This is a genomic window from Limnobacter sp. (assembly GCF_046297615.1).
GTDB lineage: Bacteria > Pseudomonadota > Gammaproteobacteria > Burkholderiales > Burkholderiaceae_B > Limnobacter.
The window spans coordinates 142,496-165,032 of the sequence record NZ_JBKBHM010000003.1 but is presented as its reverse complement, the minus strand read 5'-3'; the positions used below and the strand labels follow the sequence as shown (position 1 = coordinate 165,032).

The following is a 22,537-nucleotide window of genomic DNA, read 5'->3' as shown; positions in this document are numbered from 1 at the left end:
GTTACGCGCTTACTGGGCTTGGCTCGCTGTGGCCGTTGCGGTTGGGCTGGATTTCCTGACCCACGGGGTGGCGGTGGTGCCGTCACCTGTGCCCACAAATTCGTAATTGTCCATTTTCCGCTGCACTTCATCACGGCTGACTTTGCTCAGCGGTGCTTCGGCTGACTTCACCGTGCCGTCGCCTTGAAAGCCACGGTCGGCCGGAATGTTCGACACCACATCAGCGCGCTTCAGTGTGGATTTCGCCTTGGGGGGTGGCAGGTAAGTGCCGTCACCATTCGGTGTGCCAAAGGCGTGAGCAACGCCCATGGTCGAAAATGCGATCAGCAGTGTGCCCAATGTACGTACAACCATGATGTTCTCCTTGTGAATCTCAGTTTGGGGTGTGTAGCGACAACCTTGTCGTTAAGAGCATTGTGGGTGGGTGAACTGACAGCACCCACCGCATTCCCATGAACAAAGGCCGATGGTTGTGTGAACAGAAGATGAACAAATGAAGGGAGGGTGTTGAACTTTAATCAATCGTTTGATACATTTAATCAATCGATTGATTTAGAGATTCACATGACTCGAAGCGCTACGCCTGTGAATGTGCGCGCTGCACTGGTTCAAGCGGCACTTGAAATTTTTGCGGAAAAGGGCTTTGAAAGCGCCTCTACGCGGGAAATTGCCGACCGTGCCAACACCAATATTTCCTCAATTCGCTACTACTTTGGCGACAAAGCCGGGCTGTACCGGGCCGCGTACACCGAGCCTTTGTCGGGTGCTGATTTAACCCCACCCCCCGACCTGTTTGAAACGCACAGCCTTCAGCAAGCCTTGGAGATTCTGTACAAGGCGTTTCTTGAGCCCTTGAAGCATGGTGAAACCCTGCGGCTGGTGATGAAACTGCACTTTCGGGAAATGATCGAGCCCACCGGGGCTTGGGAACAGGAAATCGACGCGGAGATTCGCCCCCATCACCACATGCTGGTTCATGCGCTAAGCCGCCGTTTCGGCTTGGAGAAACCCGATTTGGATGTGCACCGCCTTGCGTTCTCCCTGGTGGGCATTGCCGTGCATTACATGATTGGTCAGGACTTGGTCGATGCTTTTTGCCCTGCGGTGCTGAAGTCCCGCCGGGCGGTGGATGTGTTGGTGCAACGTTTGGCTGGGTATGGCTTGGGTATGGTCCACGCCGAGTACCTGCGGCGTGGTTTGCCCGTGCCTGGCGACTTGCTGGCCAGCCTGTCAGCCCAAGGGGGTGCGCAATGAAGTGGCGTCCTTATGCTGTGCTGGGCAGTGTGGCCTTGTTGCTGGCCTTGTCCGCCTGCAGCCATTTTCAGCGGCCAGCCACCAAGCCACAGGCCGCATTGCCTGCGCAGGCTGTGCCCGCTGCGTGGTTGGCGTCGCCTGTTCCCCAAACCGCAAGCAGCACCCCCACAGCGCAACCCATTGAAGACCCACTATTGGCCGCCCTGCAAGCGCGTGTGTTGGCCAACAGCACCAGCCTGGCGCAGGTCAAAAACAACGTGGCCACGGCGCGGGCTGCGCTCACCAGTAGCCAAGCCAACGCTTTGCCGCAACTGAATGCCAATGCCTCGTTCAACCGCAGCGCATCAGGCTTTCTGGGCAACGTGTTCATCAGCAACCAATCGCAGGCCGGGTTTCAGGCCAGTTGGGAACTTGACCTCTTCGGTTTGATTGCACGCCAGTCTGAGGCGGCCCTGGCCCGTCTTCAACAAAACGTCAACCTGATGGCTCAGGTGCAGGAGTCGCTTCGCTCCGAGACTGCGTCCCTGTTGGTGCAGCGCCGCCTCTGCGAGGCACAGTTGGACATGCTGAAGCAAGAGTCAGCCTCGGCAAAGACTGTGTTGTCAGCGCTTGAAAAAACCCGCGCTGTTGGCTTGCGCAGCGAAAGCGATGTGTTGAAGTTCAAGTCACAGGTGGTGGATTACGACAACGCAGTCACCCAACAACAAGCCAGCTGCGACGCACAGGTGAAAGCGCTGGTGGCTTTGAGCGCCTACCCTGAAGGCGAACTGCGCGCCTTGCTCAAGCCCGCCCATGGGCTACTGCCCAAGGCTACGGTTGCACCCGTGGTTGTGGTGCCTGCCGATGCCTTGTCCAACAGGCCAGATGTGCGTGCCTTGTTGTGGGCCGTGGATGCCGCCAGTGCAGACTTGGGTGCAGAGCAAGCCGCCCGATACCCCCGCCTTAGCCTGAGTGGCAGCATCGCCCCCACCCGGTTTGAAAGCGCCCAATTCGGTTCATTCAACTACCGCGCATGGAGCATTGGGCCCAGCGTGTCGCTGCCCGTGTTCGATGGTGGCCGACGCAAGGCCAGCATTGAAGCCGCCAAGTCCGCCTATGAACTGGCTCGACAAGAGCTTGAAGCCAAAGTGCGTGACGCTGTGAAGGAAGTCGAACAGGCCTTGGTGGACCTGAACTCACAGGACCAACAGTCCAAGGTGCTTCAAACCTATCAACGCGACTTGCTTGCGCAAACCCGCCGTTCAGAACAGCAGTTCACCGTGGGGCTCATCAATGGCCTTGACCTTGAGCAGGACCGTCGCAACCAATGGGCCGCCCAGCGGCAGGTCAATCAAAATCAGGCTGCTCAAATTCTCGCCATGCTGAATCTGCATCGCGCTTTGGGCGGCACTTGGGCTTATTCGGAGTAAACACATGAAGCAGTTTTCTTATTCACCGCGTACCCTTTGTGTCCTCGGTTTGGGTTTGCTGTGGGCGGGTGTGTCGGCGGTGAATGCAGACACATCCAATCCCAAAGCCGCCGTCAAACCTGCACTGTCAGTGCAATTGACTGAGGCCAAATCCAGAAACCTCACAGTGTCCATTCAGGCCAATGGTGCTGTGGCCCCTTGGCAGGAACTGGTGGTTGGCAGTTTGACCAGCGGCCTTCGGGTGGAAGAGATTGGTGTGGAAGTGGGGCAGGTTGTGAAGAAAGGCCAAGTGTTGGCCCGTCTGGAAGACGACTCGGTGCGTGCAGATTTGGCGGTTGCACAGGCCACCCTGATGGAAGCACAAGCCAACCTGGACGACCTGCGCGCCACAGCCGACATGGTTCGCCAACTGGATGCACCGGGTGCACTCAGCCAGCAGCAAATCAACCAAGCCTTTGCCAATGAGAAGCTGGCCCTGGCCCGGCTTAAGTCCGCCCAAGCCCAGGTGGCCCAGCAGGAGCTGAGGCTGAAGAACACCCGCCTGTTGGCACCGGACGACGGGGTGGTGTCTTCACGCAGCTTGGTGGTCGGCAAAATTGCCAACCCCGGCGAAGAGTTTTTCAGGCTGATTCGCCGTGGCCGCCTTGAATGGCGGGCCGAGTTAAGCGACGGCGACCTGGCCCGTGTTCGCAAAGGGCAGGCTGCGGTGGTTCGGCTGGATGCCCAATCCATTCGAGGCACTGTGCGTGCTGTGTCGCCCGCTGTGGACAGCCAAGCGCGTGTTGGCTTGGTCTATGTAGACCTCCCTTCTACCGCAACAGGCCTAAGGGCAGGGGCCTATGTCAGCGGCCAATTGGAATTGGGTCAGCAACCCTGCTTGGCCATTCCTGCCACAGCGGTGGTGGAACGCGATGGCTTCAGTGCCGTGTACAAAGTCAACACACAAACCAACCGTGTACAGCGCATCAAAGTGCAGTTGGGTTCGCGGCAGGGGGATTGGGTGGAAGTGCGTTCAGGCCTGACCGCTGGCGACCAAGTGGTGCAGTCGGGTGTGGCTTTTCTGGCGGACGGTGACTTGGTGAAGGTGGTTCAATGAACGTCTCTGCGTGGTCCATCCGAAATCCGATCCCGGCGATCATGCTGTTTTTCATGTTGACCCTGGCGGGTTACGCCGGGTTCAAGTTCATGAAAATTCAGAACTTCCCCGACATCGACTTGCCCACCGTCATGGTCAGCGCCAGCCTGCCCGGGGCTTCCCCGTCGCAACTTGAAAACGACGTTGCCCGAAAAATCGAAAACTCCGTGGCCACCTTGCAAGGGGTCAAGCACATCACTACAAAAATTCAGGATGGGCTGGTCAGCTTGATGATCGAGTTCCGTCTGGAGAAAGACACGCAAGAGGCTGTGGACGATGTGCGCTCAGCCGTGTCCCGTGTTCGGGCCGACTTGCCGGGCGAACTGCGCGACCCAGTCATCAACAAACTCGACCTGACCGGTGCGCCGATACTGGCATACACCATCCGTTCCGACCAAATGGATGAAGAAGAGTTGTCCTGGTTTGTGGACAACAACATCACCCGTAAATTGTTGGGCGTGAAAGGCGTCGGGGCCGTGACGCGGGTGGGTGGGGTGACCCGGGAAGTGCAGGTTGAACTGAATGCGGCACGCCTGCTGGCCTATGGCATTACTGCGGCCGATGTATCTCGCCAACTGAAGGCCACTCAGCTTGAATCAGCAGGCGGGCGTGCCAACTTCGGCACCATCGAACAACCGCTGCGCACCCTGGCCACCGTGGGCAATGCCGACGAGCTTCGCCGTTTTCCGCTGGCCATCAGCGGCGGTCGAACACTGGTGCTGGGCGATGTGGCCGACATACGCGACACTGTGGCCGAACGCCGAAGTGCAGCGCTGCTCAATGGCAAACCGGTGGTGGGTTTTGAAATCACGCGCAGCCGTGGGGCCGGTGAAATTGAAGTGGGGCAAGGCGTGAAAGCGGCGTTGACCGAATTGCTGGCGCAACGGCCCGACGTGGAACTGACCGAAGCATTTGACTTCGTCACCCCCATTGAAGATGAATTCGAAGCCAGCATGGCCATGCTGTACGAAGGGGCCATTTTGGCGGTGGTGGTTGTGTGGCTGTTCCTGCGCGACTGGCGTGCCACCTTTGTGTCGGCAGTGGCGCTGCCGCTGTCTGTCATTCCCACTTACATGGGCATGTACTACCTCGGCTTTTCTTTGAACGTGGTGACCTTGCTGGCCATGTCGCTGGTGGTGGGTATCTTGGTGGACGATGCCATTGTGGAAGTGGAGAACATTGTTCGCCACCTGCGCATGGGCAAAACACCCATGGAAGCCGCCCGCGAAGCCGCAGACGAAATTGGTTTGGCAGTGATCGCCACCACCTTCACCTTGATTGCCGTGTTCTTGCCCACCGCATTCATGAGTGGTGTTGCAGGCAAATACTTCAAACAGTTCGGCTGGACAGCCGCCATCGCCGTGTTTGCTTCCTTGGTGGTTGCTCGGCTGCTGACGCCCATGATGGCGGCTTACATGCTAAAGGCCGCACCCAGCCACGACGAGCCTGAGGACGGGCCAGTGATGCGCCGTTACCTGGTGTGGGTGCGTTGGTGTTTGAAGCACCGCCTGCTCACCTGTGTCTTCACGGCCCTGTTTTTTGTGGGCTCCATGGCCTTGGTGCCCTTGCTGCCCGCAGGCTTTGTGCCGCCCGACGACGTGTCCCAAAGCCAGGTGTACATTGAACTTCAGCCGGGCACCACGTTAAGCCAAACCACCCAGGCGGCCGAGCGTGCCCGCGAGTTGGTGATGAAAGTGCCGCACGTGCGCAGCGTGTACACCACCATTGGTGCGGGTGCGGCGGGCTCGGACCCATTCGCCAGCCTTGGCGGTGGCGAGGTTCGCAAAGCCACGCTGACCATTCTGCTGGACAGTCGGCAAGAACGTGAGGTGGTCAAGCAGGTGATTGAACGCGGAATGCGGGAAGCCCTGCAAGACTTGCCCGGTGCCCGGTTCAAAGTGGGCTTGGGCGGGTCAGGCGAAAAGTATGTGCTGGTGTTGACCGGTGAAGACGGGAAAGCACTGGCTGAGGCAGCCCAGAATGTGGAGCGTGACTTGCGGTCCATTCCGGGGTTGGGGTCTGTTGCGTCCAGCGCGGCCCTGGTGCGGCCCGAGCTGTGGGTGCGCCCCAACCTGGCCAAAGCGGCGGAGTATGGGGTGAGCACCCAAGCCATTGGTGAAACCCTGCGCGTGGCCACACTGGGTGATTACGACGCCGCCCTCAGCAAAATGAACCTGGCCCAGCGGCAAGTGCCCGTGCTGGTGCGTTTGGATGAACAGGCGCGTGGCTCAGTGGACGCCTTGCGCAACCTCAAAGTGCCGTCCAGCAACCCAGCCATTGGTGCTGTGCCCTTGTTCATGGTGGCTGATATTCAAAGCAATGCAGGCCCCGCCGTCATCGACCGGTACGACCGTTCGCGCAACGTGACCTTTGAAATTGAATTGTCGGGCCTGCCACTGGGTGAAGTGACGGCGGCGGTGCAGAAACTGCCCGCCATTCAAAACCTGCCCATGGGCGTGAAGCAGCAAGACGTGGGCGACGCCGAAGTGATGGCCGAATTGTTCAGCAGTTTCGGCTTGGCCATGCTCACCGGCATTGTCTGTATTTTTGTGGTGCTGGTACTGCTGTTTCGCGACTTCATTCAACCGTTCAGCATTCTGGCCGCGTTGCCACTGTCCCTGGGTGGGGCTTTCGTGGCGCTGTTGGTGGCGGGGAAAAGTTTCTCCATGCCCTCGCTGATTGGCTTGATCATGCTGATGGGTATTGCCACCAAAAACTCCATCCTGCTGGTGGAATACGCCATCGTGGCCCGCCAAGAACGCGGCATGAGCCGCTTCGACGCCCTCATCGACGCGTGTCACAAGCGAGCCAGACCGATTGTGATGACCACCATTGCCATGATCGCCGGTATGCTGCCCATTGTGGTGGGCCTGGGCGGTGCGGACAACAGCTTCCGCAGCCCCATGGCCATTGCCGTGATTGGTGGTTTGATCACCTCAACCTTCCTCAGCCTGTTGGTGGTGCCTGTGGTGTATACCTTAATGGACGACCTCGAGGGCTTTTTGGGCAAAGCAAAAAGGTTGTGGGTGCGTGGTTCTGCAAAGGCTGATGGAGCGCTGTAATGGCTTGGATTTACCTGATTTTCGCAGGCCTTTTTGAAATTGGCTGGCCCGTGGGGTTGAAAATTGCCCAGCAACCCGAAACCCGAGTGGTGGGCATTGCCGTGGCGGTGTTGTTTATGGTCATCAGCGGCTTTCTCTTGTGGATGGCCCAACGCACCATCCCCATAGGAACCGCTTACGCCATTTGGACCGGGCTTGGCGCAGCAGGCACCTTTGTGGTCGGTGTCTGGTATTTCGGGGATGCGGCTTCGCTCACCAAATACATCGGTGTGGCGCTGATTATTGCGGGGGTGGTGACGTTGAAGGTGGGGTCTTAAACAAATATATGTGAGGCCCGTCGGTGCTTGATACTCGGGTTGACCTGCCTTGCGAAATTTAACGAATGGTGGATTTCATTGATTTCTTGAGGGGCGCTCCCATCCTGCATCGTACTTACCCATAGAAATGGTCACCAAGTAACGCTGTTCATTCGGATGGCGGTTGTCCTTATAGCAGCTTGCAACCACCATCAACTGATACTTCGGGCTCGCATCCCAGTGCGTGCTACTTGCAGAGCAATTCTTAAGCTCATCAATCCATTTTTGGCTATTTTCGTAAGCTGGGTAGTCCACAGGATCGAACAAAGTCCAGCCCGATTTTCTCCATTGGTCCTGCAGGTTCAAAATGATGTTGAGGGCGTCTTGAAGGGGGAGGGGCTCCAGTTGGGGGGACATACGGATAAACTCAACTTTCCCCTTGCCATCAAAGGAGACTGTAAAAAATTTCGCGGGTGGAGTGATGAAGCTGTACTGGGTATCCGCGAAACGAAGGTAAGCAAGTTGCTTGGGTTCTCGATACCAATTGTGGCCAGGAATCTCATCACCGATTGTTGCCGTAGAGCGCGCCTGCATGTCCTTCCAAGGCTCACCGATGATCAGCGCGATTTCTTTGGGCGGAGTCAAGTAGTCGATAGCCTGGCAAGCACCGGCATAAGTCAGCACCACTAGCAGCACAGAAAAAAACCAATGCTGTTTAGCCCAAGTCAAAAGCTGTTTTGCGTTGTTCATCGTATTGGACTGCCTTGCGAAATTTCACGGATGGTGAATTTAATCGCTTGCGGAAAGGCCTTTCCAGACCTTTGTCGTACTTGCCCATGGAAATCGTCACCAAGTAGCGCTGTTCATTCGGATGGCGTTTGTCTTCATAGCATGTAGCCACAACCATTAACTCATACTTTTCTCCGGCATCCCATTGCGTAGTTCTTGCCCGGCAGTTTTTTAGCGCATCTATCCAAAACGGGGCGTTCTCGTAAGCTGGAAATCCAACGGGGTCATCCAAGTCCCAGCCCGATTTTCTCCATTGGTGCTGCAGGTCCAAAATGATGTTGAGGGCGTCTTGAAGGGGAAGGGGCTCTACTTGGGGGGATATACGGATACTGTCAATCCTCCCTCGATTAAAACCGATTGCAAAAAACTTCGCGGGCGGTGTGGTAAAGGCGTATTGAGGATCTGCGAAACGAAGGTATGCGCGGTCAATGGGTTCTCGAAACCAAATTTCATCGGGGATGTCATCACCGATTTGTGCAGTGGAGCGCGCCTGCATGTCTTTCCAGGGCTCACCGATGATCAATGCGATTTCCTTGGGTGGGGTGAGGTAGTCGATGGCTTGGCAAGCACTGGCATAAGTCAGCACCACCAGCAGCACAGAAAAAAACCAGTGCTGTTTAACCCAACTCAAAATCCGTCGTGCCTTGTTCATCGGATCGGGCTGCCTTGCGAAATTTCACGGATGGTGAATTTCATCGCTTGCGGAAAGGCCTTTCCACATCTTTGTCGTATGGACCCATAGAGATGGTGACAAGATACCGCTGTTCATTTGGATAGCGTTTGTCTTCATAGCATGTGGCCACCACCATCAACTCATACTTTTCTCCGGCATCCCAATAGGTACTGTCCGCTGTGCATTTCTTTAGCTCCTCAATCCACTTTGGACTGTTCTCGTAAGCTGGAAATCCAACGGGGTCATCCAAGTCCCAGCCCGACTTTCTCCATTGGTCTTGCAGGTTCAAAATGATGTTGAGAGCATCTTGAAGGGGAAGGGGCTCTACTTGCGGGGATATACGGATAAACTCAACTTTCCCCTTGCTGTCAAAGGAGACAGTAAAAAATTTCGCGGGAGGAGTGACGAAGCTGTACTGGGTATCCGCGAAACGAAGGTAAGCAAGTTGCTTGGGTTCTCGATACCAATTGTGGCCAGGAATCTCATCACCGATTGTTGCCGTGGAGCGCGCCTGCATGTCCTTCCAGGGCTCACCGATGATCAGCGCGATTTCTTTGGCTGGCGTGAGGTAATCGATGGCTTGGCAAGCACCAGCATAAGTCAGCACCACCAGCAGCACAGAAAAAAACCAGTGCTGTTTAGCCCAAGTCAAAAGCTGTTTTGCGTTGTTCATCGTGTTGAGCTGCCTTGCGAAATTTCTCGAACTGCCTTTTTAATCAATGAGCCTCAAACCAAGGTCGAGCAATGGCCAAATTGATCAGGAAGCGTTGTTCGTTGGGATACCGATTGTCCTTAAAGCAGATAATGCCCACGGTGATTTGATACCGCTTCTCGGCTCCAGAGTTCCAGAAGGTTGTGTCTGCTCGACAGGCGGTGATCTGCGATTTCCAGTGCTCGGTGTTTTCATGTGCAGGGTTGTTTTTTGGGTCAACGACCACCCAGCCACCTCGTCGCCATTGCTCTTGAAGGCTTAATACGATGTTGAGCGCATCCTGAAGGGGAAGGGGCTCTACTTGGGGGGACATGCGAATACTGTCAATCCTCCCTCGATTAAATCCGATTGCAAAAAACTTCGCGGGTGGTGTGATAAAGCCGTATTGAGGGTCTGCGAAACGAAGGTATGCGAGGTCAATGGGTTCTCGAAACCAAATTTCATCGGGGATGTCGTCACCAATTCGTGCAGTGGAGCGTGTCTGCATGTCTTTCCAAGGCTCCCCGATGATCAGCGCGATTTCCTTGGCTGGGGTGAGGTAATCGATGGCTTGGCAAGCACCGGCATAAGTCAGCACCACCAGCAGCACAGAAAAAAACCAGTGCTGTTTAACCCAACTCAAAATCCGTCGTGCCATATTCATCGGATCGGGCTGCCTTGCGAAATCTCACGAATGGCTTTTTCAATCTGTAGCCGGGTTGGGCTATTCAGCAAGGAATGAAATTGTCGTGCTGCACGGAGTACAAACGGCATACGCTCGTCAAAGTTGGCTAGGTTAGCCGTTGCGTCTCTGCTGAATTCGATACTTCGGCCATCGGATACAGGTTTGCATTGATTGGCAAGTGTTAGCTGAACTTTCTCTTCAAAGCCGAAGGATATACCAGTTACATAGGCAAACGAAGTGGCTGCTTGATTACCTCTAAGCAAGGCAGCCATCAGACCATCGTCGTAAATGGTGGGCTGTAGGATGTTGAGCTGTTCATGACGCGCCAACAGGCGGACGCTTTCAAAGATATCCCCGCGCTCGATCGCCTCAAATGCAGGAATAATTTCAGGAAAAGCAAAGCCAAATTTAACTTTATCGGGTACAGTCCAAAGCACGGGAAACTTCGGATTACTGTCAATTTTCGTACGAATCCCCATACATTTCTTCATCTCCGCCAACCCACGCTTGGCATAAAACATATGCAGCGGGTAAATGTCCAGAAATAGCGTTGTGTTGCCCAGTGCCAAGGTGTCATACACATACTTCACTCCGCTCCCCATCGCAGCAATCGACCCGCTTACCATACCCGCCCCAGCTTGTTGCGCGGGTTCCAGAGCGACGTTTCTAGGAGGGGTGGCCATCCGTTGCCGCTCACGAAGGCTGTTCATGTTGTCTGCCGCATGCAGCAGCCCACAGCCCACCTGCTTGGACGCAAAGGCGGCCAAACCCGCCCATTCAAAACGCGGATCGCTGAGCCACAGGGCGGCATAAGCGGCATTGATTCGCCTGTTGCGGGCGATGGGGTCGGCAATCAACACACCGCCCGGTGCCACAATGCGCTCGGCCTCGCGTTGGTAAATGCGCCACAAGCAGTCGCAGGTGAGTACCGGTACTTCAGCCACCCAGCGGTCTTGGCCGTCGTAGGCCAGGGTGTTGTGGCAACCGCAATCGTCGAGGTCGCGGGTGCCTTTGTGCAGGGCCATTTTGTCGCTGGCCAGGCGTTGAAAGGTTTGGCTCATGGGGCGGACTGCACCACCAACGTGGCTTCAATGGTTTTCTTCACCAACAGCGGCGCGGTTAAGCCGTTGCTGTCAGAGTGGCCAGTTTCCTGCCCGCCATTGGACAGTTTGATGGTGTAGGGCACACCTGCCAAGGGCTCGCGGGTTTCATGATGGCGCAGTTTGAATTGCACCACCCGCTCATCAGGCTGCTGCGCCAAAGGGCTGATCGGCAACTGTTCGGGTGGCAACTGGGTGTTGTGGCCGGTCATGGTGCTGTGCACGGTACTGGCTTGCGAGGGAAGAAGGCTGGCCCCACAGGCTGTTTTCATGCCCGCATAGGCCAAGGGTATTTGGTTGAAGGTGTGGCTGGGGTTGCCTTCCACAATGGGGAACACGCCTTTGCATTTGGGGCAAGCCACCTTGTGGCCCAAGCCCGCCACGGGCCTGCCTTCCACCACATACACCGGAAAGCCCTCCAGCACGGTGCCCCCGTGGCTTGTGGTGTCGCCTAAGCGGATCATCAAGGGCATGGTCGTCGCGTTCCAAACGTCGAAACCTCCAACGCTAGCACGGCACTTTGCTTGATCAAAAAGGCATCACCCGCTGTGGGTGGTGAGGGTTGGTTCTGTACTGGGCCTAGGCAGGTGGCCAGGAACACAATCTATTAATCGATAGTGAATTCTAGGGCTACAGAGTTGTGCAAGTAGGATGTTCTCGCGGGGAGTCTAAAAGTGTGAGTTGAAGTGAGTCAAATTTACGGAAACCACGCTGTATTCTTGCATACGAGGTGCTGACCTGGCTTACTAGACTGCGTACGGCATGAGTTTTCTCAATCGCTTGTACGGCGATGAACACCCGGAAACAATGCGGTGGAAAGGGCCGCCATTTCTCAATCGCCTGTGCGGCGATGAACTCAACGTGACTGAGGCAATCGAAGAAGGTCCATTTCTCAATCGCCTGTGCGGCGATGAACTTCCTAGTGGCATGCCACAGGATGTCGCTGATTTTCTCAATCGCCTGTGCGGCGATGAACGTGACGCTGTACCAAAAGCACGGCTGGCAGATTTTCTCAATCGCCTGTGCGGCGATGAACCCTCAAGGCTGTCACCTTGGGTAATAGCTTCATTTCTCAATCGCCTGTGCGGCGATGAACATCCGGCTCTACCGCTGCGTCAAGAACCACTTTTTCTCAATCGCCTGTGCGGCGATGAACTGTACGCAGCCTCAAACGCTGCTTGATCTTCTTTTCTCAATCGCCTTTGCGGCGATGAACATACTGAAGCTCACAATCGTGCCGCCACGGCGTTTCTCAATCGCCTGTGCGGCGATGAACGATCCGGGGTACAGGCCGGTACCGGTCGGGTATTTCTCAATCGCCTGTGCGGCGATGAACGAGAATCTGCAGTTTGGGTGCTGGGAGAATCGTTTCTCAATCGCCTGTGCGGCGATGAACGCGCCTCTGACGCAGGCCGAGTATGACCTTATTTTCTCAATCGCCTGTGCGGCGATGAACGTGTAAATCCTCTATCGCAGCCACGGTGCAAATTTCTCAATCGCCTGTGCGGCGATGAACCTGCAGCTTCAGCAGGCTGCCGATGTTTCACATTTCTCAATCGCCTGTGCGGCGATGAACCGCTGGGTTTACTGCGTGAGCAGCTTGAGTCGTTTCTCAATCGCCTGTGCGGCGATGAACGCAACGGCTTCACCGTGACCGGCGAGAGCGCCTTTCTCAATCGCCTGTGCGGCGATGAACCCATTCATTGTGCTTAGAACAAACTGCGGATCTTTCTCAATCGCCTGTGCGGCGATGAACTACAAACGCTCTTCCATCACACCAAGGCGCGTGTTTCTCAATCGCCTGTGCGGCGATGAACATCATGGCCATCAAAGGCATGTAATCGGGCAGTTTCTCAATCGCCTGTGCGGCGATGAACGCCAAGGTGCTGCGCGCCCATCTGCTGAGAATTTTCTCAATCGCCTGTGCGGCGATGAACATAATCCAGTGCTGCGAACCCTCACGGCGCAATTTCTCAATCGCCTGTGCGGCGATGAACCCCACATCACCGTCCAGCTTCGGATATGTACGGTTTCTCAATCGCCTGTGCGGCGATGAACCGGGCCGCGCCCGATTCAAACTGTTCGCTCCAGTTTCTCAATCGCCTGTGCGGCGATGAACGAGCAGTATGTGCGGAACCGGAGGGGGGAGAATTTCTCAATCGCCTGTGCGGCGATGAACGCGCCTCTGACGCAGACCGAGTATGACTTGATTTTCTCAATCGCCTGTGCGGCGATGAACTTCAAGCCGGTAGCTTTTGAAACTTCTGCCGTTTTCTCAATCGCCTGTGCGGCGATGAACGTATCGTCGGGATCACGAACGCGAACCAGGTATTTCTCAATCGCCTGTGCGGCGATGAACAGCATCATGCTATCAAATTGTTAAAGAACTTCAGCAACTTAGCTGAAAAAGAGGGATAAAACCTTCGACTTGAGGGTGGATATGCAAGTCATTGATTTTTGGGTATTTTTTCTGGAAGCTCAGAAATGAAGTTCATACAATGGTCCAACACATGGTACTGAAGTGCCAGTTCAATGATTCTTGCCCTGAACTTGTTATCAGGTGTGTTTCGAACGCCTGCATCAAAGGCAGCCGGCATCACTAACCAATCCTTGAACAGGTCGGCAATATCGAAGACCAAGGCGCCACGGCGCGTCTTTCCATGAAGTACGGGCAGAAAATAGGGGACCCCCATGCCATGCAGGGAGACTGCCGCATAGCCATAGGCCAGGTAATTGCCATGATCAAGAAATGCATTGACCCGTTGAATGGGCGTCTCTTTTTTCTTCGCACCGGCGGTTCTGGTGAAGTCGCTGAGGCGAAATGATGCGGCAAGACATGCGTAGAGGCCTTTGGCATACGATGCCTCCGCCATTAAAAGATCTGTGTTTGATTGGCAGGTGGCTATCCTGGATTCGAATGAATCAAACAGCGCCTGAGGCACTTCAAGGTTAAGTTTTGGGAACATTAGCCGGTTCCAGTCAATTCGCCTTTTCAGTAGGACCTGTCCCATCGCAGTGCGTTTCTCTTCGTTTTGCCAAAGGGCAAACCACCGTTGGGCGTGGTCGGTCGGGCGATATTCGTCCTGCGGTAAGAGGAATGTAACATCCATCTCCGCAAACAGCGGTGAACCCCCCGAGCCGCAAAAACCGAGAATTACATTGGATTCGGACAGTTTCCTGACTGCTGCATCGGTGACTGATGTTCCTTTGCCAAGCAGGATGAACGATGTATAAGCGAACATGTTCAAGGTAGAACACATTCGCTCTTTTTGAAATCATGACAGCCTGAGGCCTTTTCTCAGCCTTCATGGCAGAACGGGTAAGGCAATGATCTGAGTTGGACGGGATACACCATATCCGTTGGGCTCGCCTGTGTCCGATTGGGTGGCATGAATTCTCTCAAGCCGAAGACAAAATTGCTTGCCAGTAGAGCTCAAAATTTTGATGTATGGCAGCGATTGAGCTTTGGCCATGAAGGCCATTTTTCTTTGCGCTCGGGTCTCCCTGATTTTGTCCAGGCCAATACCCTTGCGGTCTTTAATCACACCGCCACCAAAACTGTGATGAAGTAGAGCGTGATATCCCTTAACCTCTTTCACCGTTCTAATACGTCCACCTTCTACCTCATCTTCAAACCAAGAGCATGCTTCAATCGAGTCGTAGAGTTGATTCAATGAGTTTGATTCTGAACCAAATACACGAATGCGATCGCCCAGCGAAAACCCTTCTCGCATCCATTCCGGGAAGTCGATGGCAAATTTGACGTTGGTTTGAGTGGCGCCAACATGCAGGGCACGGATGAGTCTTCCGAATCGGTCCCAATTCGTGATTTCGTCCGCAGATGGCCGCAACTTCAGGTCGAAGTAAGACGAGCAGATCATTTGTCAGATTCCTCGCTGAACACGCCACCACGGATGATCAAGCCAATCAGGAAAGCGGCGTCTGTGTTGAAACTTTCGGTTGGATGCATGCTATCGATCTCTGGCAGCAAGGCCTTGGAGCCCGATTTTTTGCGTTCAACTGAATTCAGTTCCAAGCTGGCGCCGTTGGGCTCGATGGCAATCGGTTTGCCATTGAAACCTGGGTACCATGTATCGATGGTTTTGATCGCATTGCTGATCTTCTGATCCCTAAGCGCTGCATAGCCCATGCGTATCATGTCCGCAGCAAACTCCCCGGCACTTTCTCCATCTTTTGCCGCTGTTCCTAAAATAGCGCGCAAGTCTGAAACCGAGATGGGGTCTACTTTGTACAGTGAGCGAGCAAACCCTTGAGGTTTTCCGGTGACCATATTTTGGCTGGGAAAGACCTCTACAGCGCCTGTGAATCCGAAGTTCACCTTCCCTGTGACTTTCAAGGGAATCATTGAACCCGTTAGTCCAGCGGCAATCACGTCGTTTGCCAATTCGATTTCGTCCTTGGTGTAGCAATCGAAGTCACGCTGCCGGGTTCCCTTTGAGGTGTAGCTCACTCCCCCCGCACTTGCTTCAACAGTGACATCCCCCAGCATTTGGTTGCGCCAAAGCCAGCGCCCATTCAGTATGTTTCTTGCCATGCGGCGGCATACCTCATCAAACTCGGCAACGCCTGGTTTGAAAAATCGTGCGATGAAGCTGTTGAGATGCTCTCGGTAGTGGGAGTCTGCGCAAGCAAAAAGTAGGCTGTCCGCAGGCAGGGTACGGTAGTTGAAGCGGACCACTAGTGCAGAGGCATCTGGGTCGGTTTTGGCAGTTTCTGTACGTTGAATCAGCCCTGGGGTTTTGCTCTCATCTTTTGGGTTGATATTGATTCCTCGAATGCCATGGCGTACCACGTTGATCGGGATAAGTGTTTGTTCTCCGCCCTTCTTTTCAATCAATGAAAACATCATTCCGTCAGTCAGAATGAAGCCGCGTTGGGAGGCAAGTACCGGGGGCATTTTTAAAGTCATGAGGGGCTCTCTTACGTGGGGTGGGGTTATTGGGCAGTGATTTCTTCGGTGCGTTGTGGGGCCAGTTGAATACTTGGATTGTTGGTCACCAGAAATTCGTCATTCACCCATCCGAATCGCCAAAAGTGGTTGACATTGATGAGGCCATTCTCCTTGGCTTGGCGAATGGGGACGAATTGCAATAAGCCAATTAGATGTTCCGCATAGGCATGGTCGCAGGGTATGCCTTGAATGTCCCGGCTACCACTGCGGGCCACAGGGCTTGCCAGAAGGCTGTAGCCAAGATTGACGGGCACTGTGAACGGGTTGATTGTATGGCTGGTGAGCTGAAGAAGCCGCTCTGCAGGGTTGGTCGACACGGAGTGCGCTTTTTCAGGTGGTTCCTTCAGTTGGTCCGAGGCGTCGTTCAGCCAATAACCGGTTCGCAGCTGTTTGCTCAATTCGTCCAGCGAATCAAAGCACCCAACGTGAAGTCGTTCTTCATTGATCTGTCCGCCCGCAAACCGCATGGTGTATACAGCAGATTTAACCTGTTCTTTGTCGACGCCATTTTTGCATGCCAGCAGGATGGACCACTTCAGATCAGTCAGGGCCATGGGCTGCAAGGGCGTGGCTTGCGGTTTGGCAATGCTGTCGAATAAGTAAGCACCTCGGCGTTGAACAAGCACAGGGTCGAGGTAGCCGTCATTTTTGGTGGGGTATTCAATCCAGGGGCGGTGGTCATGGTGGATAAGCCCGACACCCGTAATGCCAAGTTGTTTGTTCAGTTTCATGTCAAGTGCATGCATGGCCATCACCGCTGCAAACACCGGCGCAGGCGTTATGAATGATGGGCTTTGGAGCATGTTTGCCTTGGACACTTCAACATAGAGTTGGATGTAAGTCATCATGGTTCGCTTCATTGAATCGGGGCTGAGAGCGTTTTAAGAATGGCAGCGGTGGTTCTTTCACGTTCTACCGTACTCATTGGGAACCCGCTGTTGAGCCTTAACGCAGCACGATTCAGGATTGATGTGATCGTGTCTGCCAAGGCGCTCATAAATTCTTGGCCGAAGTTTCCGTTCACTAGAAACAAATCTAGGGCGGGTATGTCATTTGCTTTGGGCCGCAGTCTGTTCAGCAGGTCTTTATTGATTTCCTCTTCAACACCGTCAACCTCGATGAGCCCTTGCTCCAGGGCGGCTGAAAACGCTTTGGCCTGTGTGTAGGAAGAGCGTGCAATTTGCGCAAGCTGGCCCGTTGCCAAGACTTCTACGGCTTTCATTGACACGGAGTCATGCAAGGCTGCAGAGGACTCCATTGAGGCCAATTGAGCAAAGAAGCCTTTGATCAAATTGGAGTCGATGGATGGTTTCCAATGCCCTCGATACACAAAGTGATAAGCAGTAGACACCGCTTTGCGCCGCATGGGTACATTGAAGTAAAGGGGCCTTTGAAATGCCTGGTGTGTCCAGTGAATGGTGGCGTTTCTGGGGTTTGCCCCCCCAATTTCAAACTTCAACTTGTTGGGTTTGAATAAAACAGGTGCTGCTTCCTTTTCTGTTTGAGGCTGCGCCTGTGGTGTTGACGGCTTGGCTTCATGGAAAGTGCGCCATTGTTGGTAGAGTGTTTCAGCTGCGTCACCCACCACCACGCTAATGCCTGCACTACCCATTGGACTCAAGGCGATATAGGAATCCCCCGAGGGAACAAGTATTTGCTTGAGTCGATGGTCTACTGATGAGTCTTCGTTAAGTCGGGCGTGTTCGATACCCTCCGCAATGCCTTCTTGGATTGCGTTGAGAATGGCTGACGGTATTCCGGCTTGGACAACCATTGGATCCTCAGACATGATCTTGACCAGTCGCTGATAAACGCCTTGAGAGTCGTTCTTCTTTTGATCCAACGGAATGTTGATCGACGACGCAGCCAGTGAACGCGCGGAAAGATGAGGCAGTGCGGTCGGTTTATTGGCGGCAAACGAGCTGCCTTTGGCTGATGAATGAATGAGTTTGGCTGAAAAATGAGTGGCGAACTCGCGGGTTTTTCGGGAAGCCAGTGCTTTGGCATCTTTTGGCTCTATCGCCGCGATGAGCTGAGTTGCAAAGCGTTCAGCACATTCGATGTAACTTTGGGCTGATTTTTCATCCCCTTCAACAGGTTCTCCAGGCATGGCCTCTACGAATGAATCGTATAGCCCAAACAAAGTGAGTCCGAAGCTGATCTCCGGCCGGTTTGCCACAATGATGGCGCATGCGTGTCGGGTGTCCGCTGCGCAGAGAAGGTCGTCAACTTTCAGTTTGATGTTTCGTTTTGGGCCGCTTTTGCACAGGTCCGCCAGCAGTCCGTAATGCGAGTTTTGAAGCAATAGCTGGGCTTGTTCTTTGTTCATGAGGAGGTGGGTGTGTGGGCATCGAAGAAGAGCTTACACAAGTTGATATCGCATTGCAAACCAATAGATATTTTCAAAACGAAAATATAAACCAAGAAAATGCTATATTATTCATTATGAAAGAGACATTCGATCCAATAATTTTTGTCTTGAGACGGGCCTGGACGCTTGGAAAGTGCGACCGGGAAGCGGTTGACCGCGCATTTGGAACTGGAGGTTCGCCCGCTAGGGCTTCCAAAATTCTTGGCGATGCGACAAGGCATCCTTCTGGTTCCTTGATGTGGGTCAAGCGGGTAGGCGTGGTTCCGAAACACGGTGCAGCTTGTCCCGCTGAAGCATCAATTGATCTGATTCTCGAGAAAATTGCTCGTGGTGAGCCCCCCCAATCCACTGGAATTTTCGACGACGATGGGGTTGGAATCGTCCGGCCCAAGATTCGGGCGCTATCAACCCTGTCGGAGGCGGCAACCAGGGTGGTTGTGGAGGGGGCACTCAGGGATGAGCCGATTCAAATTCTTTACGTCGGGCTAAAAAAAGACGAAACAGCCAAGTGGCGGACAGTATGGCCGTGCACTCTGGAATACACCGGGAAAGGTTTTCGCCTGCATGCACATGATTTGAATGACCCTGAAGCCCAGTACCCCGTGAAGCTCTTCCTATTGAGTCGGATCCTGGATGCCCAGAAACTGGATGTGAAGGCGACCAAGAAGTCGCTTGATCAGAAATTCGTGAGGCGAGGTCATATTGGTGCAGACGTCAGCGTTCATGTATCACTCAATCAACTGTTAACCCCCGATCAGGAGAAGGTGGTGAGGCATGAGCTTGGGATCAATGCGAGCGGAAAAGTTCGAATACCGCGTCATTTGCTGTATGAATTCCGCAAGGAGAACGAAGGTTTGAAGTCTTCGGCGCTCCAAGTGTGGCCGTTACTCAGCAGTGTAGTAGTCGGTGAGTAGCGCATGCATGTCGTTTTTATCTCCAACTGCGAACTGAAGGCGTTGCCGCGGACACGGGCTTTGCTTGATCGCTATGCCTCTCGAATTGGGGACAGGCCTTGGTTTACGCTGATTACACAAGATGCGCTTGATGAGGTCTACAGCGCCTCAAGAAAGAGTGCCACACGGCAAACGTCAATCGCCTGTTATCGAAACGATTCCGTCTTGGGTATGAGGCTTTTGTGGGTGGTAGGGAACAATAAATCCTATGACATCCACGGGCGTTTCGCGGTATCAACGCAGACCAAAGAAACCCTCAGAATGCCGAGTTATTTGCGGCTGGCTGCTTTGGTCGCACAGTTGGCCGGGTATGTTCACGACCTAGGCAAGTTGACGCAGTGGTTTCAAGAAAAGCTGTGTAACAGCACAATGCCCATAGGTGCAAAAGGGAAAAGTAGCACACCGCCACTGAAAGATTACATTCGCCATGAATGGATTTCGGCCTGGATCATGAAACGGCTTGAAAGTGCTGAGGCGCTCGATAGTGAATTCATTAACCGCGTTTTCTCGGACTGGTATAACCAGCGGTCTGCTTATTTCCCAGCGTTTAATCAGCCCACCCCGTTGGAGCGCAAGGTTACAGGGGGGCTGTCTGCGATGCGTTGGGCAGTAGCCACGCATCACGGCGCGGTGGGTGGGGAACTACAATCTGGGGCGATCAACTGTTCCAGGCACTTGAGGCCGACCGACAATACCAATCAAATCAAAAAGAATCTGACTCTTTACGGGGCTGGCGATTTCGATGTTTTTAGTGGGGGGGTGGTAGACAAGAAACGATGGGCCGAGCTTTTCTCAAAAATCAACGCGCTAACTCGTCGTATATCTGCTATTCAAAGGGATGAGTTGGCGTGGGAAGGCGTAATGGTCGCGGCCAGGGCCGCACTCATCATGGCCGATCACAAGGTGTCAAGCGAACCATTTCTGGGTTCCAGGGAGGCAAAAATTGCGTATGCCAACACCAAGCAATCCAGCGAGGTCGGTTCTAAACCATCGCGCCGATACCTGGACCAGCCCTTGTCTTGGCACTTACTTGAGGTTGGGCATAGGGCTCCTCAGTATTTGAGGATTCTTGCCGGCGACGAGTTACCCGCCATCGATCCATTGTTGGTTCAGGCATTTCTGACTGACCGGGCTGCAAGCGACTCAAGATACGCATGGCAGGACAGAGCTGCCGACGCATTGTCCTCACTCACCGAGTCGACCGGCAAACTGGTGTTCAACGTCGCTTCCACTGGGGCAGGTAAGACGCTTGGAAATCTTAAGCTGGCCATGGCTGCGCGCCCCCGGAGTTGTCGAATCGCTGTAGCGTTTAACCTAAGAACGTTGACGACACAAACCTATGATGCCTTCAAGCATCACTTTGAGTGTTTACCCAGTGACATTCAGCCCTTGTTTGACCGCAACTTTGCCTGTTTGGTAGGTGGCAAAGAAGCGCCTCGAGACCAGGCAGTCGAAGACGAGGATGACTTGGACTCAAGTGAGGAAATTGAGCTTGAAGGTGCGTCAAGCCTTGAGCCCCCGTCTTGGATGAACAAGTTGGCTGCGGACAGTGCATCGACGACCCTCAACAATAACCTGATCAAGTTGCTTGTCGCCCCTGCCTTAATCTCCACAATTGATTGGATTGTGTCCAGCGGCGAGCCGGGTCAGCAGGACAGGCATGCAAAAGCATTGATCAGGGTTGCAAACAGCGATTTGATCCTGGATGAGGTGGACAGCTACGATCCAATAGCAGCGGTTGCTGTCATGCGTGTTGTGAAAGTGGCTGCAACCTTCGGTAGAAATGTGATTGTCTCCAGCGCGTCGCTTAGTCCTGAGCTTGCATGGGGGATAGCCACTTCTTATGAAGCAGGAAGGCGTGTTTACAGTGCAATGATGGCTCAACCGCATCAGTGGGCCCTCAGCATTGTTCACGATACGCCCGACTTCTCAACTGTCACGCTTGAGAACCCGGATTTAAGCAAGGCTGATGCTTTCTATCGGACTACCATGAAGGAGTTGATGGCCAAAGTTAAATCTGGGCCTCATACCAAGCGTTGGGCAATGGCTGAGGTGACTTCTTTTGATCAAATGAAGTCAACGATTGCAGACAATGCCGAGCGCCTTCACTCCAGTTTCTGTATATCCCCGGAGGGCATGGCCTGTCGTATCTCGATTGGTTTAGTCCGGGTGGCCAATGTGAACCCCTGTATGGACATTGCTGAGTATCTGAGGGCTGATACGCGCGAAAGGTTCATCGTGACTGCATACCACAGCAGAGACGTCAAAGCGCGTAGGTCATTCAGGGAGCACTGGATGGACCAAATTTTGGACCGACGCGACAATCGTTGGCTAGATGCCCTGGTTCAAGTTTGCCCATGGGTGAAAGACTTCAAGGGCGATGTGCGATTGATTGTGGTGGCTACACCGGTTGAAGAAGTCGGTAGGGATCATGATTTTGATTGGGCAATCATCGAGCCATCCAGTATGCACTCCATCATTCAGACGTCTGGGCGAGTCAATCGCCACAGACGAGTGCCCATAGCGGATGACTTGTCCAATATCGTGATTCTTTCCAAAAATGTGCGGGCGCTGAATAATCCAAATGCGGCGTGTTTCGTACGCCCAGGGCTTGAGATCAAGGACTCGGCCGCGAATGTAGCCACACACCCCTCTTACGACATGGCTGATTTGCTCATGACCGAGGAGGGTAGCTTCATGCATGTAGTCAACGCATCCATGATTTTTGATGAAGGGCAGAACAGGACACAATTTGCCCTGTGCGATTCAGCAGGTGTCAAGCTGGTCATTAATAAGGTGGAGCAAATCCTTGGTAGAAGCCGTGGGTTTGAGAGTGCCTTCATGATGGCTGGCTTTGCGTCAAAATATCCGCTTCGATCAAGGGAAGATGGTTTTCTGGATTTTGACTTGAGAATCGACATGGCGAATCGTGAGTTTTTCTACGTGAAATCTCCGGGGCGGCGAAGTGCGAAAGACCGATTGAGTAAGGCACCGGATGGTAGGGTCCTGGTGGAAGCGGTTCCTGAGCGCACTTGGCTTTGTGGTCAGCTAAACCCGTCAATGGTGCACGAGGCCTCAATCAAAGTACCGGAATCGAAAGAGCTGACTGGTATTCGCGTGTTGTGGTCTGGCATTAAGGTGTAATAC

Annotated in this window: 23 protein-coding genes; 9 read left to right on the top strand and 14 right to left on the bottom strand. The window is 54.0% G+C overall.

The genetic code is table 11. The annotated features are described in order from the left end of the window. Positions 1 to 9 precede the first annotated feature (9 nt). The gene (locus ACK4FF_RS07945; protein WP_409707072.1) at positions 10 to 354 is read right to left on the bottom strand and encodes a hypothetical protein; all 345 of its coding nucleotides are present in this window, start codon (positions 352 to 354) and stop codon (positions 10 to 12) included. 210 nt (positions 355 to 564) lie between these two features. Here ACK4FF_RS07945 and ACK4FF_RS07940 point away from each other — a divergent pair, with 210 nt between their 5' ends. From ACK4FF_RS07940 to ACK4FF_RS07920, 5 genes are read left to right on the top strand one after another with little or no spacing between them, the layout of a single operon-like run. Further along, a complete protein-coding gene (locus tag ACK4FF_RS07940; protein WP_409707069.1) occupies positions 565 to 1,254 on the top strand; it encodes a TetR/AcrR family transcriptional regulator in 690 nt (229 codons plus the stop codon). Further along, a complete protein-coding gene (locus ACK4FF_RS07935; RefSeq protein ID WP_409707066.1) occupies positions 1,251 to 2,663 on the top strand; it encodes an efflux transporter outer membrane subunit in 1,413 nt (470 codons plus the stop codon). The genes ACK4FF_RS07940 and ACK4FF_RS07935 overlap by 4 nt, the downstream gene beginning before the upstream one ends. A 4-nt stretch (positions 2,664 to 2,667) precedes the next feature. Beyond that, entirely contained in the window at positions 2,668 to 3,759 is a 1,092-nt protein-coding gene (locus tag ACK4FF_RS07930) for an efflux RND transporter periplasmic adaptor subunit (RefSeq protein ID WP_409707063.1), read from the top strand. After that, positions 3,756 to 6,860 carry an efflux RND transporter permease subunit gene (locus ACK4FF_RS07925; RefSeq protein WP_409707060.1) on the top strand — a complete coding sequence of 1,035 codons (3,105 nt, stop codon included), beginning with the start codon at positions 3,756 to 3,758 and terminating at the stop codon, positions 6,858 to 6,860. Before ACK4FF_RS07930 ends, ACK4FF_RS07925 begins: the two co-directional genes overlap by 4 nt. Further along, positions 6,860 to 7,177 (top strand): DMT family transporter, encoded by a 318-nt coding sequence (locus tag ACK4FF_RS07920; RefSeq protein WP_409707057.1) that lies wholly within the window; start codon positions 6,860 to 6,862, stop codon positions 7,175 to 7,177. The genes ACK4FF_RS07925 and ACK4FF_RS07920 overlap by 1 nt, the downstream gene beginning before the upstream one ends. Positions 7,178 to 7,252: 75 nt before the next feature. Here ACK4FF_RS07920 and ACK4FF_RS07915 read toward each other — a convergent pair whose 3' ends face one another. The 6 genes from ACK4FF_RS07915 to ACK4FF_RS07890 all read right to left on the bottom strand — a co-directional run bounded on the left by ACK4FF_RS07915 (position 7,253) and on the right by ACK4FF_RS07890 (position 11,567). Beyond that, entirely contained in the window at positions 7,253 to 7,906 is a 654-nt protein-coding gene (locus tag ACK4FF_RS07915) for a hypothetical protein (RefSeq protein ID WP_409707054.1), read from the bottom strand. Then, the gene (locus ACK4FF_RS07910) at positions 7,872 to 8,543 is read right to left on the bottom strand and encodes a hypothetical protein (protein ID WP_409707051.1); all 672 of its coding nucleotides are present in this window, start codon (positions 8,541 to 8,543) and stop codon (positions 7,872 to 7,874) included. The genes ACK4FF_RS07915 and ACK4FF_RS07910 overlap by 35 nt, the downstream gene beginning before the upstream one ends. 94 nt (positions 8,544 to 8,637) lie before the next feature. Further along, a complete protein-coding gene (locus ACK4FF_RS07905) occupies positions 8,638 to 9,291 on the bottom strand; it encodes a hypothetical protein (RefSeq protein ID WP_409707048.1) in 654 nt (217 codons plus the stop codon). Between the two features lie 43 nt (positions 9,292 to 9,334). After that, on the bottom strand, positions 9,335 to 9,973 hold the full coding sequence (locus tag ACK4FF_RS07900) for a hypothetical protein (RefSeq protein WP_409707045.1): 639 nt from the start codon (positions 9,971 to 9,973) through the stop codon (positions 9,335 to 9,337). Then, on the bottom strand, positions 9,970 to 11,019 hold the full coding sequence (locus tag ACK4FF_RS07895; RefSeq protein ID WP_409707042.1) for a DUF2515 family protein: 1,050 nt from the start codon (positions 11,017 to 11,019) through the stop codon (positions 9,970 to 9,972). Before ACK4FF_RS07895 ends, ACK4FF_RS07900 begins: the two co-directional genes overlap by 4 nt. A gap of 32 nt (positions 11,020 to 11,051) precedes the next feature. After that, positions 11,052 to 11,567 (bottom strand): PAAR domain-containing protein, encoded by a 516-nt coding sequence (locus ACK4FF_RS07890; RefSeq protein ID WP_409707039.1) that lies wholly within the window; start codon positions 11,565 to 11,567, stop codon positions 11,052 to 11,054. A gap of 289 nt (positions 11,568 to 11,856) precedes the next feature. Between ACK4FF_RS07890 and ACK4FF_RS07885 the strand changes: the two genes are divergently transcribed. Further along, positions 11,857 to 12,276 (top strand): hypothetical protein, encoded by a 420-nt coding sequence (locus ACK4FF_RS07885; protein WP_409707036.1) that lies wholly within the window; start codon positions 11,857 to 11,859, stop codon positions 12,274 to 12,276. Beyond that, on the top strand, positions 12,245 to 12,556 hold the full coding sequence (locus ACK4FF_RS07880) for a hypothetical protein (protein WP_409707033.1): 312 nt from the start codon (positions 12,245 to 12,247) through the stop codon (positions 12,554 to 12,556). Before ACK4FF_RS07885 ends, ACK4FF_RS07880 begins: the two co-directional genes overlap by 32 nt. Before the next feature lie 270 nt (positions 12,557 to 12,826). Here the strand turns inward: ACK4FF_RS07880 and ACK4FF_RS07875 are convergent, their stop codons facing one another. The 7 genes from ACK4FF_RS07875 to ACK4FF_RS07845 form a co-directional block, all read right to left on the bottom strand. Beyond that, entirely contained in the window at positions 12,827 to 13,132 is a 306-nt protein-coding gene (locus ACK4FF_RS07875) for a hypothetical protein (protein ID WP_409707030.1), read from the bottom strand. Positions 13,133 to 13,167: 35 nt separating this feature from the next. Continuing rightward, positions 13,168 to 13,461: a hypothetical protein gene (locus tag ACK4FF_RS07870; RefSeq protein ID WP_409707027.1), complete on the bottom strand. Its 294-nt coding sequence runs from the start codon at positions 13,459 to 13,461 to the stop codon at positions 13,168 to 13,170. Between the two features lie 80 nt (positions 13,462 to 13,541). Beyond that, positions 13,542 to 14,336, bottom strand: coding sequence for a type I-F CRISPR-associated endonuclease Cas1f (gene cas1f, locus ACK4FF_RS07865; RefSeq protein WP_409707884.1), 795 nt, complete (start codon positions 14,334 to 14,336; stop codon positions 13,542 to 13,544). 63 nt (positions 14,337 to 14,399) lie between these two features. Beyond that, complete coding sequence (gene cas6f / locus ACK4FF_RS07860; RefSeq protein ID WP_409707024.1) at positions 14,400 to 14,975, bottom strand: type I-F CRISPR-associated endoribonuclease Cas6/Csy4; 576 nt, start codon at positions 14,973 to 14,975, stop codon at positions 14,400 to 14,402. Further along, entirely contained in the window at positions 14,972 to 16,024 is a 1,053-nt protein-coding gene (csy3, locus tag ACK4FF_RS07855) for a type I-F CRISPR-associated protein Csy3 (RefSeq protein WP_409707021.1), read from the bottom strand. Before csy3 ends, cas6f begins: the two co-directional genes overlap by 4 nt. Positions 16,025 to 16,050: 26 nt before the next feature. Further along, entirely contained in the window at positions 16,051 to 16,914 is an 864-nt protein-coding gene (locus ACK4FF_RS07850) for a hypothetical protein (protein ID WP_409707018.1), read from the bottom strand. An 8-nt stretch (positions 16,915 to 16,922) separates the two neighbouring features. After that, the gene (locus tag ACK4FF_RS07845) at positions 16,923 to 18,395 is read right to left on the bottom strand and encodes a hypothetical protein (protein WP_409707015.1); all 1,473 of its coding nucleotides are present in this window, start codon (positions 18,393 to 18,395) and stop codon (positions 16,923 to 16,925) included. A 14-nt stretch (positions 18,396 to 18,409) separates the two neighbouring features. Here ACK4FF_RS07845 and ACK4FF_RS07840 point away from each other — a divergent pair, with 14 nt between their 5' ends. Both ACK4FF_RS07840 and ACK4FF_RS07835 read left to right on the top strand, forming a co-directional pair. Continuing rightward, positions 18,410 to 19,351 (top strand): hypothetical protein, encoded by a 942-nt coding sequence (locus tag ACK4FF_RS07840; RefSeq protein ID WP_409707012.1) that lies wholly within the window; start codon positions 18,410 to 18,412, stop codon positions 19,349 to 19,351. Between the two features lie 3 nt (positions 19,352 to 19,354). Continuing rightward, complete coding sequence (locus ACK4FF_RS07835; protein ID WP_409707009.1) at positions 19,355 to 22,534, top strand: HD domain-containing protein; 3,180 nt, start codon at positions 19,355 to 19,357, stop codon at positions 22,532 to 22,534. Positions 22,535 to 22,537: the final 3 nt, after the last annotated feature.

Bases quoted from the DNA above. Each gene is read 5' to 3' on its own strand.
- ACK4FF_RS07900 (WP_409707045.1), bottom strand. From the start codon at position 9,973: ATGAATATGGCACGACGGATTTTGAGTTGGGTTAAACAGCACTGGTTT.
- ACK4FF_RS07885 (WP_409707036.1), top strand. From the start codon at position 11,857: ATGAGTTTTCTCAATCGCTTGTACGGCGATGAACACCCGGAAACAATG.
- ACK4FF_RS07870 (WP_409707027.1), bottom strand. From the start codon at position 13,461: ATGATGCTGTTCATCGCCGCACAGGCGATTGAGAAATACCTGGTTCGC.
- csy3 (WP_409707021.1), bottom strand. From the start codon at position 16,024: ATGACTTTAAAAATGCCCCCGGTACTTGCCTCCCAACGCGGCTTCATT.
- ACK4FF_RS07880 (WP_409707033.1), top strand. From the start codon at position 12,245: ATGAACTGTACGCAGCCTCAAACGCTGCTTGATCTTCTTTTCTCAATC.
- ACK4FF_RS07935 (WP_409707066.1), top strand. From the start codon at position 1,251: ATGAAGTGGCGTCCTTATGCTGTGCTGGGCAGTGTGGCCTTGTTGCTG.
- cas6f (WP_409707024.1), bottom strand. From the start codon at position 14,975: ATGATCTGCTCGTCTTACTTCGACCTGAAGTTGCGGCCATCTGCGGAC.
- ACK4FF_RS07890 (WP_409707039.1), bottom strand. From the start codon at position 11,567: ATGCCCTTGATGATCCGCTTAGGCGACACCACAAGCCACGGGGGCACC.
- cas1f (WP_409707884.1), bottom strand. From the start codon at position 14,336: ATGTTCGCTTATACATCGTTCATCCTGCTTGGCAAAGGAACATCAGTC.
- ACK4FF_RS07835 (WP_409707009.1), top strand. From the start codon at position 19,355: ATGCATGTCGTTTTTATCTCCAACTGCGAACTGAAGGCGTTGCCGCGG.
- ACK4FF_RS07945 (WP_409707072.1), bottom strand. From the start codon at position 354: ATGGTTGTACGTACATTGGGCACACTGCTGATCGCATTTTCGACCATG.
- ACK4FF_RS07895 (WP_409707042.1), bottom strand. From the start codon at position 11,019: ATGGCCCTGCACAAAGGCACCCGCGACCTCGACGATTGCGGTTGCCAC.
- ACK4FF_RS07915 (WP_409707054.1), bottom strand. From the start codon at position 7,906: ATGAACAACGCAAAACAGCTTTTGACTTGGGCTAAACAGCATTGGTTT.
- ACK4FF_RS07930 (WP_409707063.1), top strand. From the start codon at position 2,668: ATGAAGCAGTTTTCTTATTCACCGCGTACCCTTTGTGTCCTCGGTTTG.
- ACK4FF_RS07920 (WP_409707057.1), top strand. From the start codon at position 6,860: ATGGCTTGGATTTACCTGATTTTCGCAGGCCTTTTTGAAATTGGCTGG.
- ACK4FF_RS07905 (WP_409707048.1), bottom strand. From the start codon at position 9,291: ATGAACAACGCAAAACAGCTTTTGACTTGGGCTAAACAGCACTGGTTT.
- ACK4FF_RS07925 (WP_409707060.1), top strand. From the start codon at position 3,756: ATGAACGTCTCTGCGTGGTCCATCCGAAATCCGATCCCGGCGATCATG.
- ACK4FF_RS07940 (WP_409707069.1), top strand. From the start codon at position 565: ATGACTCGAAGCGCTACGCCTGTGAATGTGCGCGCTGCACTGGTTCAA.
- ACK4FF_RS07845 (WP_409707015.1), bottom strand. From the start codon at position 18,395: ATGAACAAAGAACAAGCCCAGCTATTGCTTCAAAACTCGCATTACGGA.
- ACK4FF_RS07850 (WP_409707018.1), bottom strand. From the start codon at position 16,914: ATGATGACTTACATCCAACTCTATGTTGAAGTGTCCAAGGCAAACATG.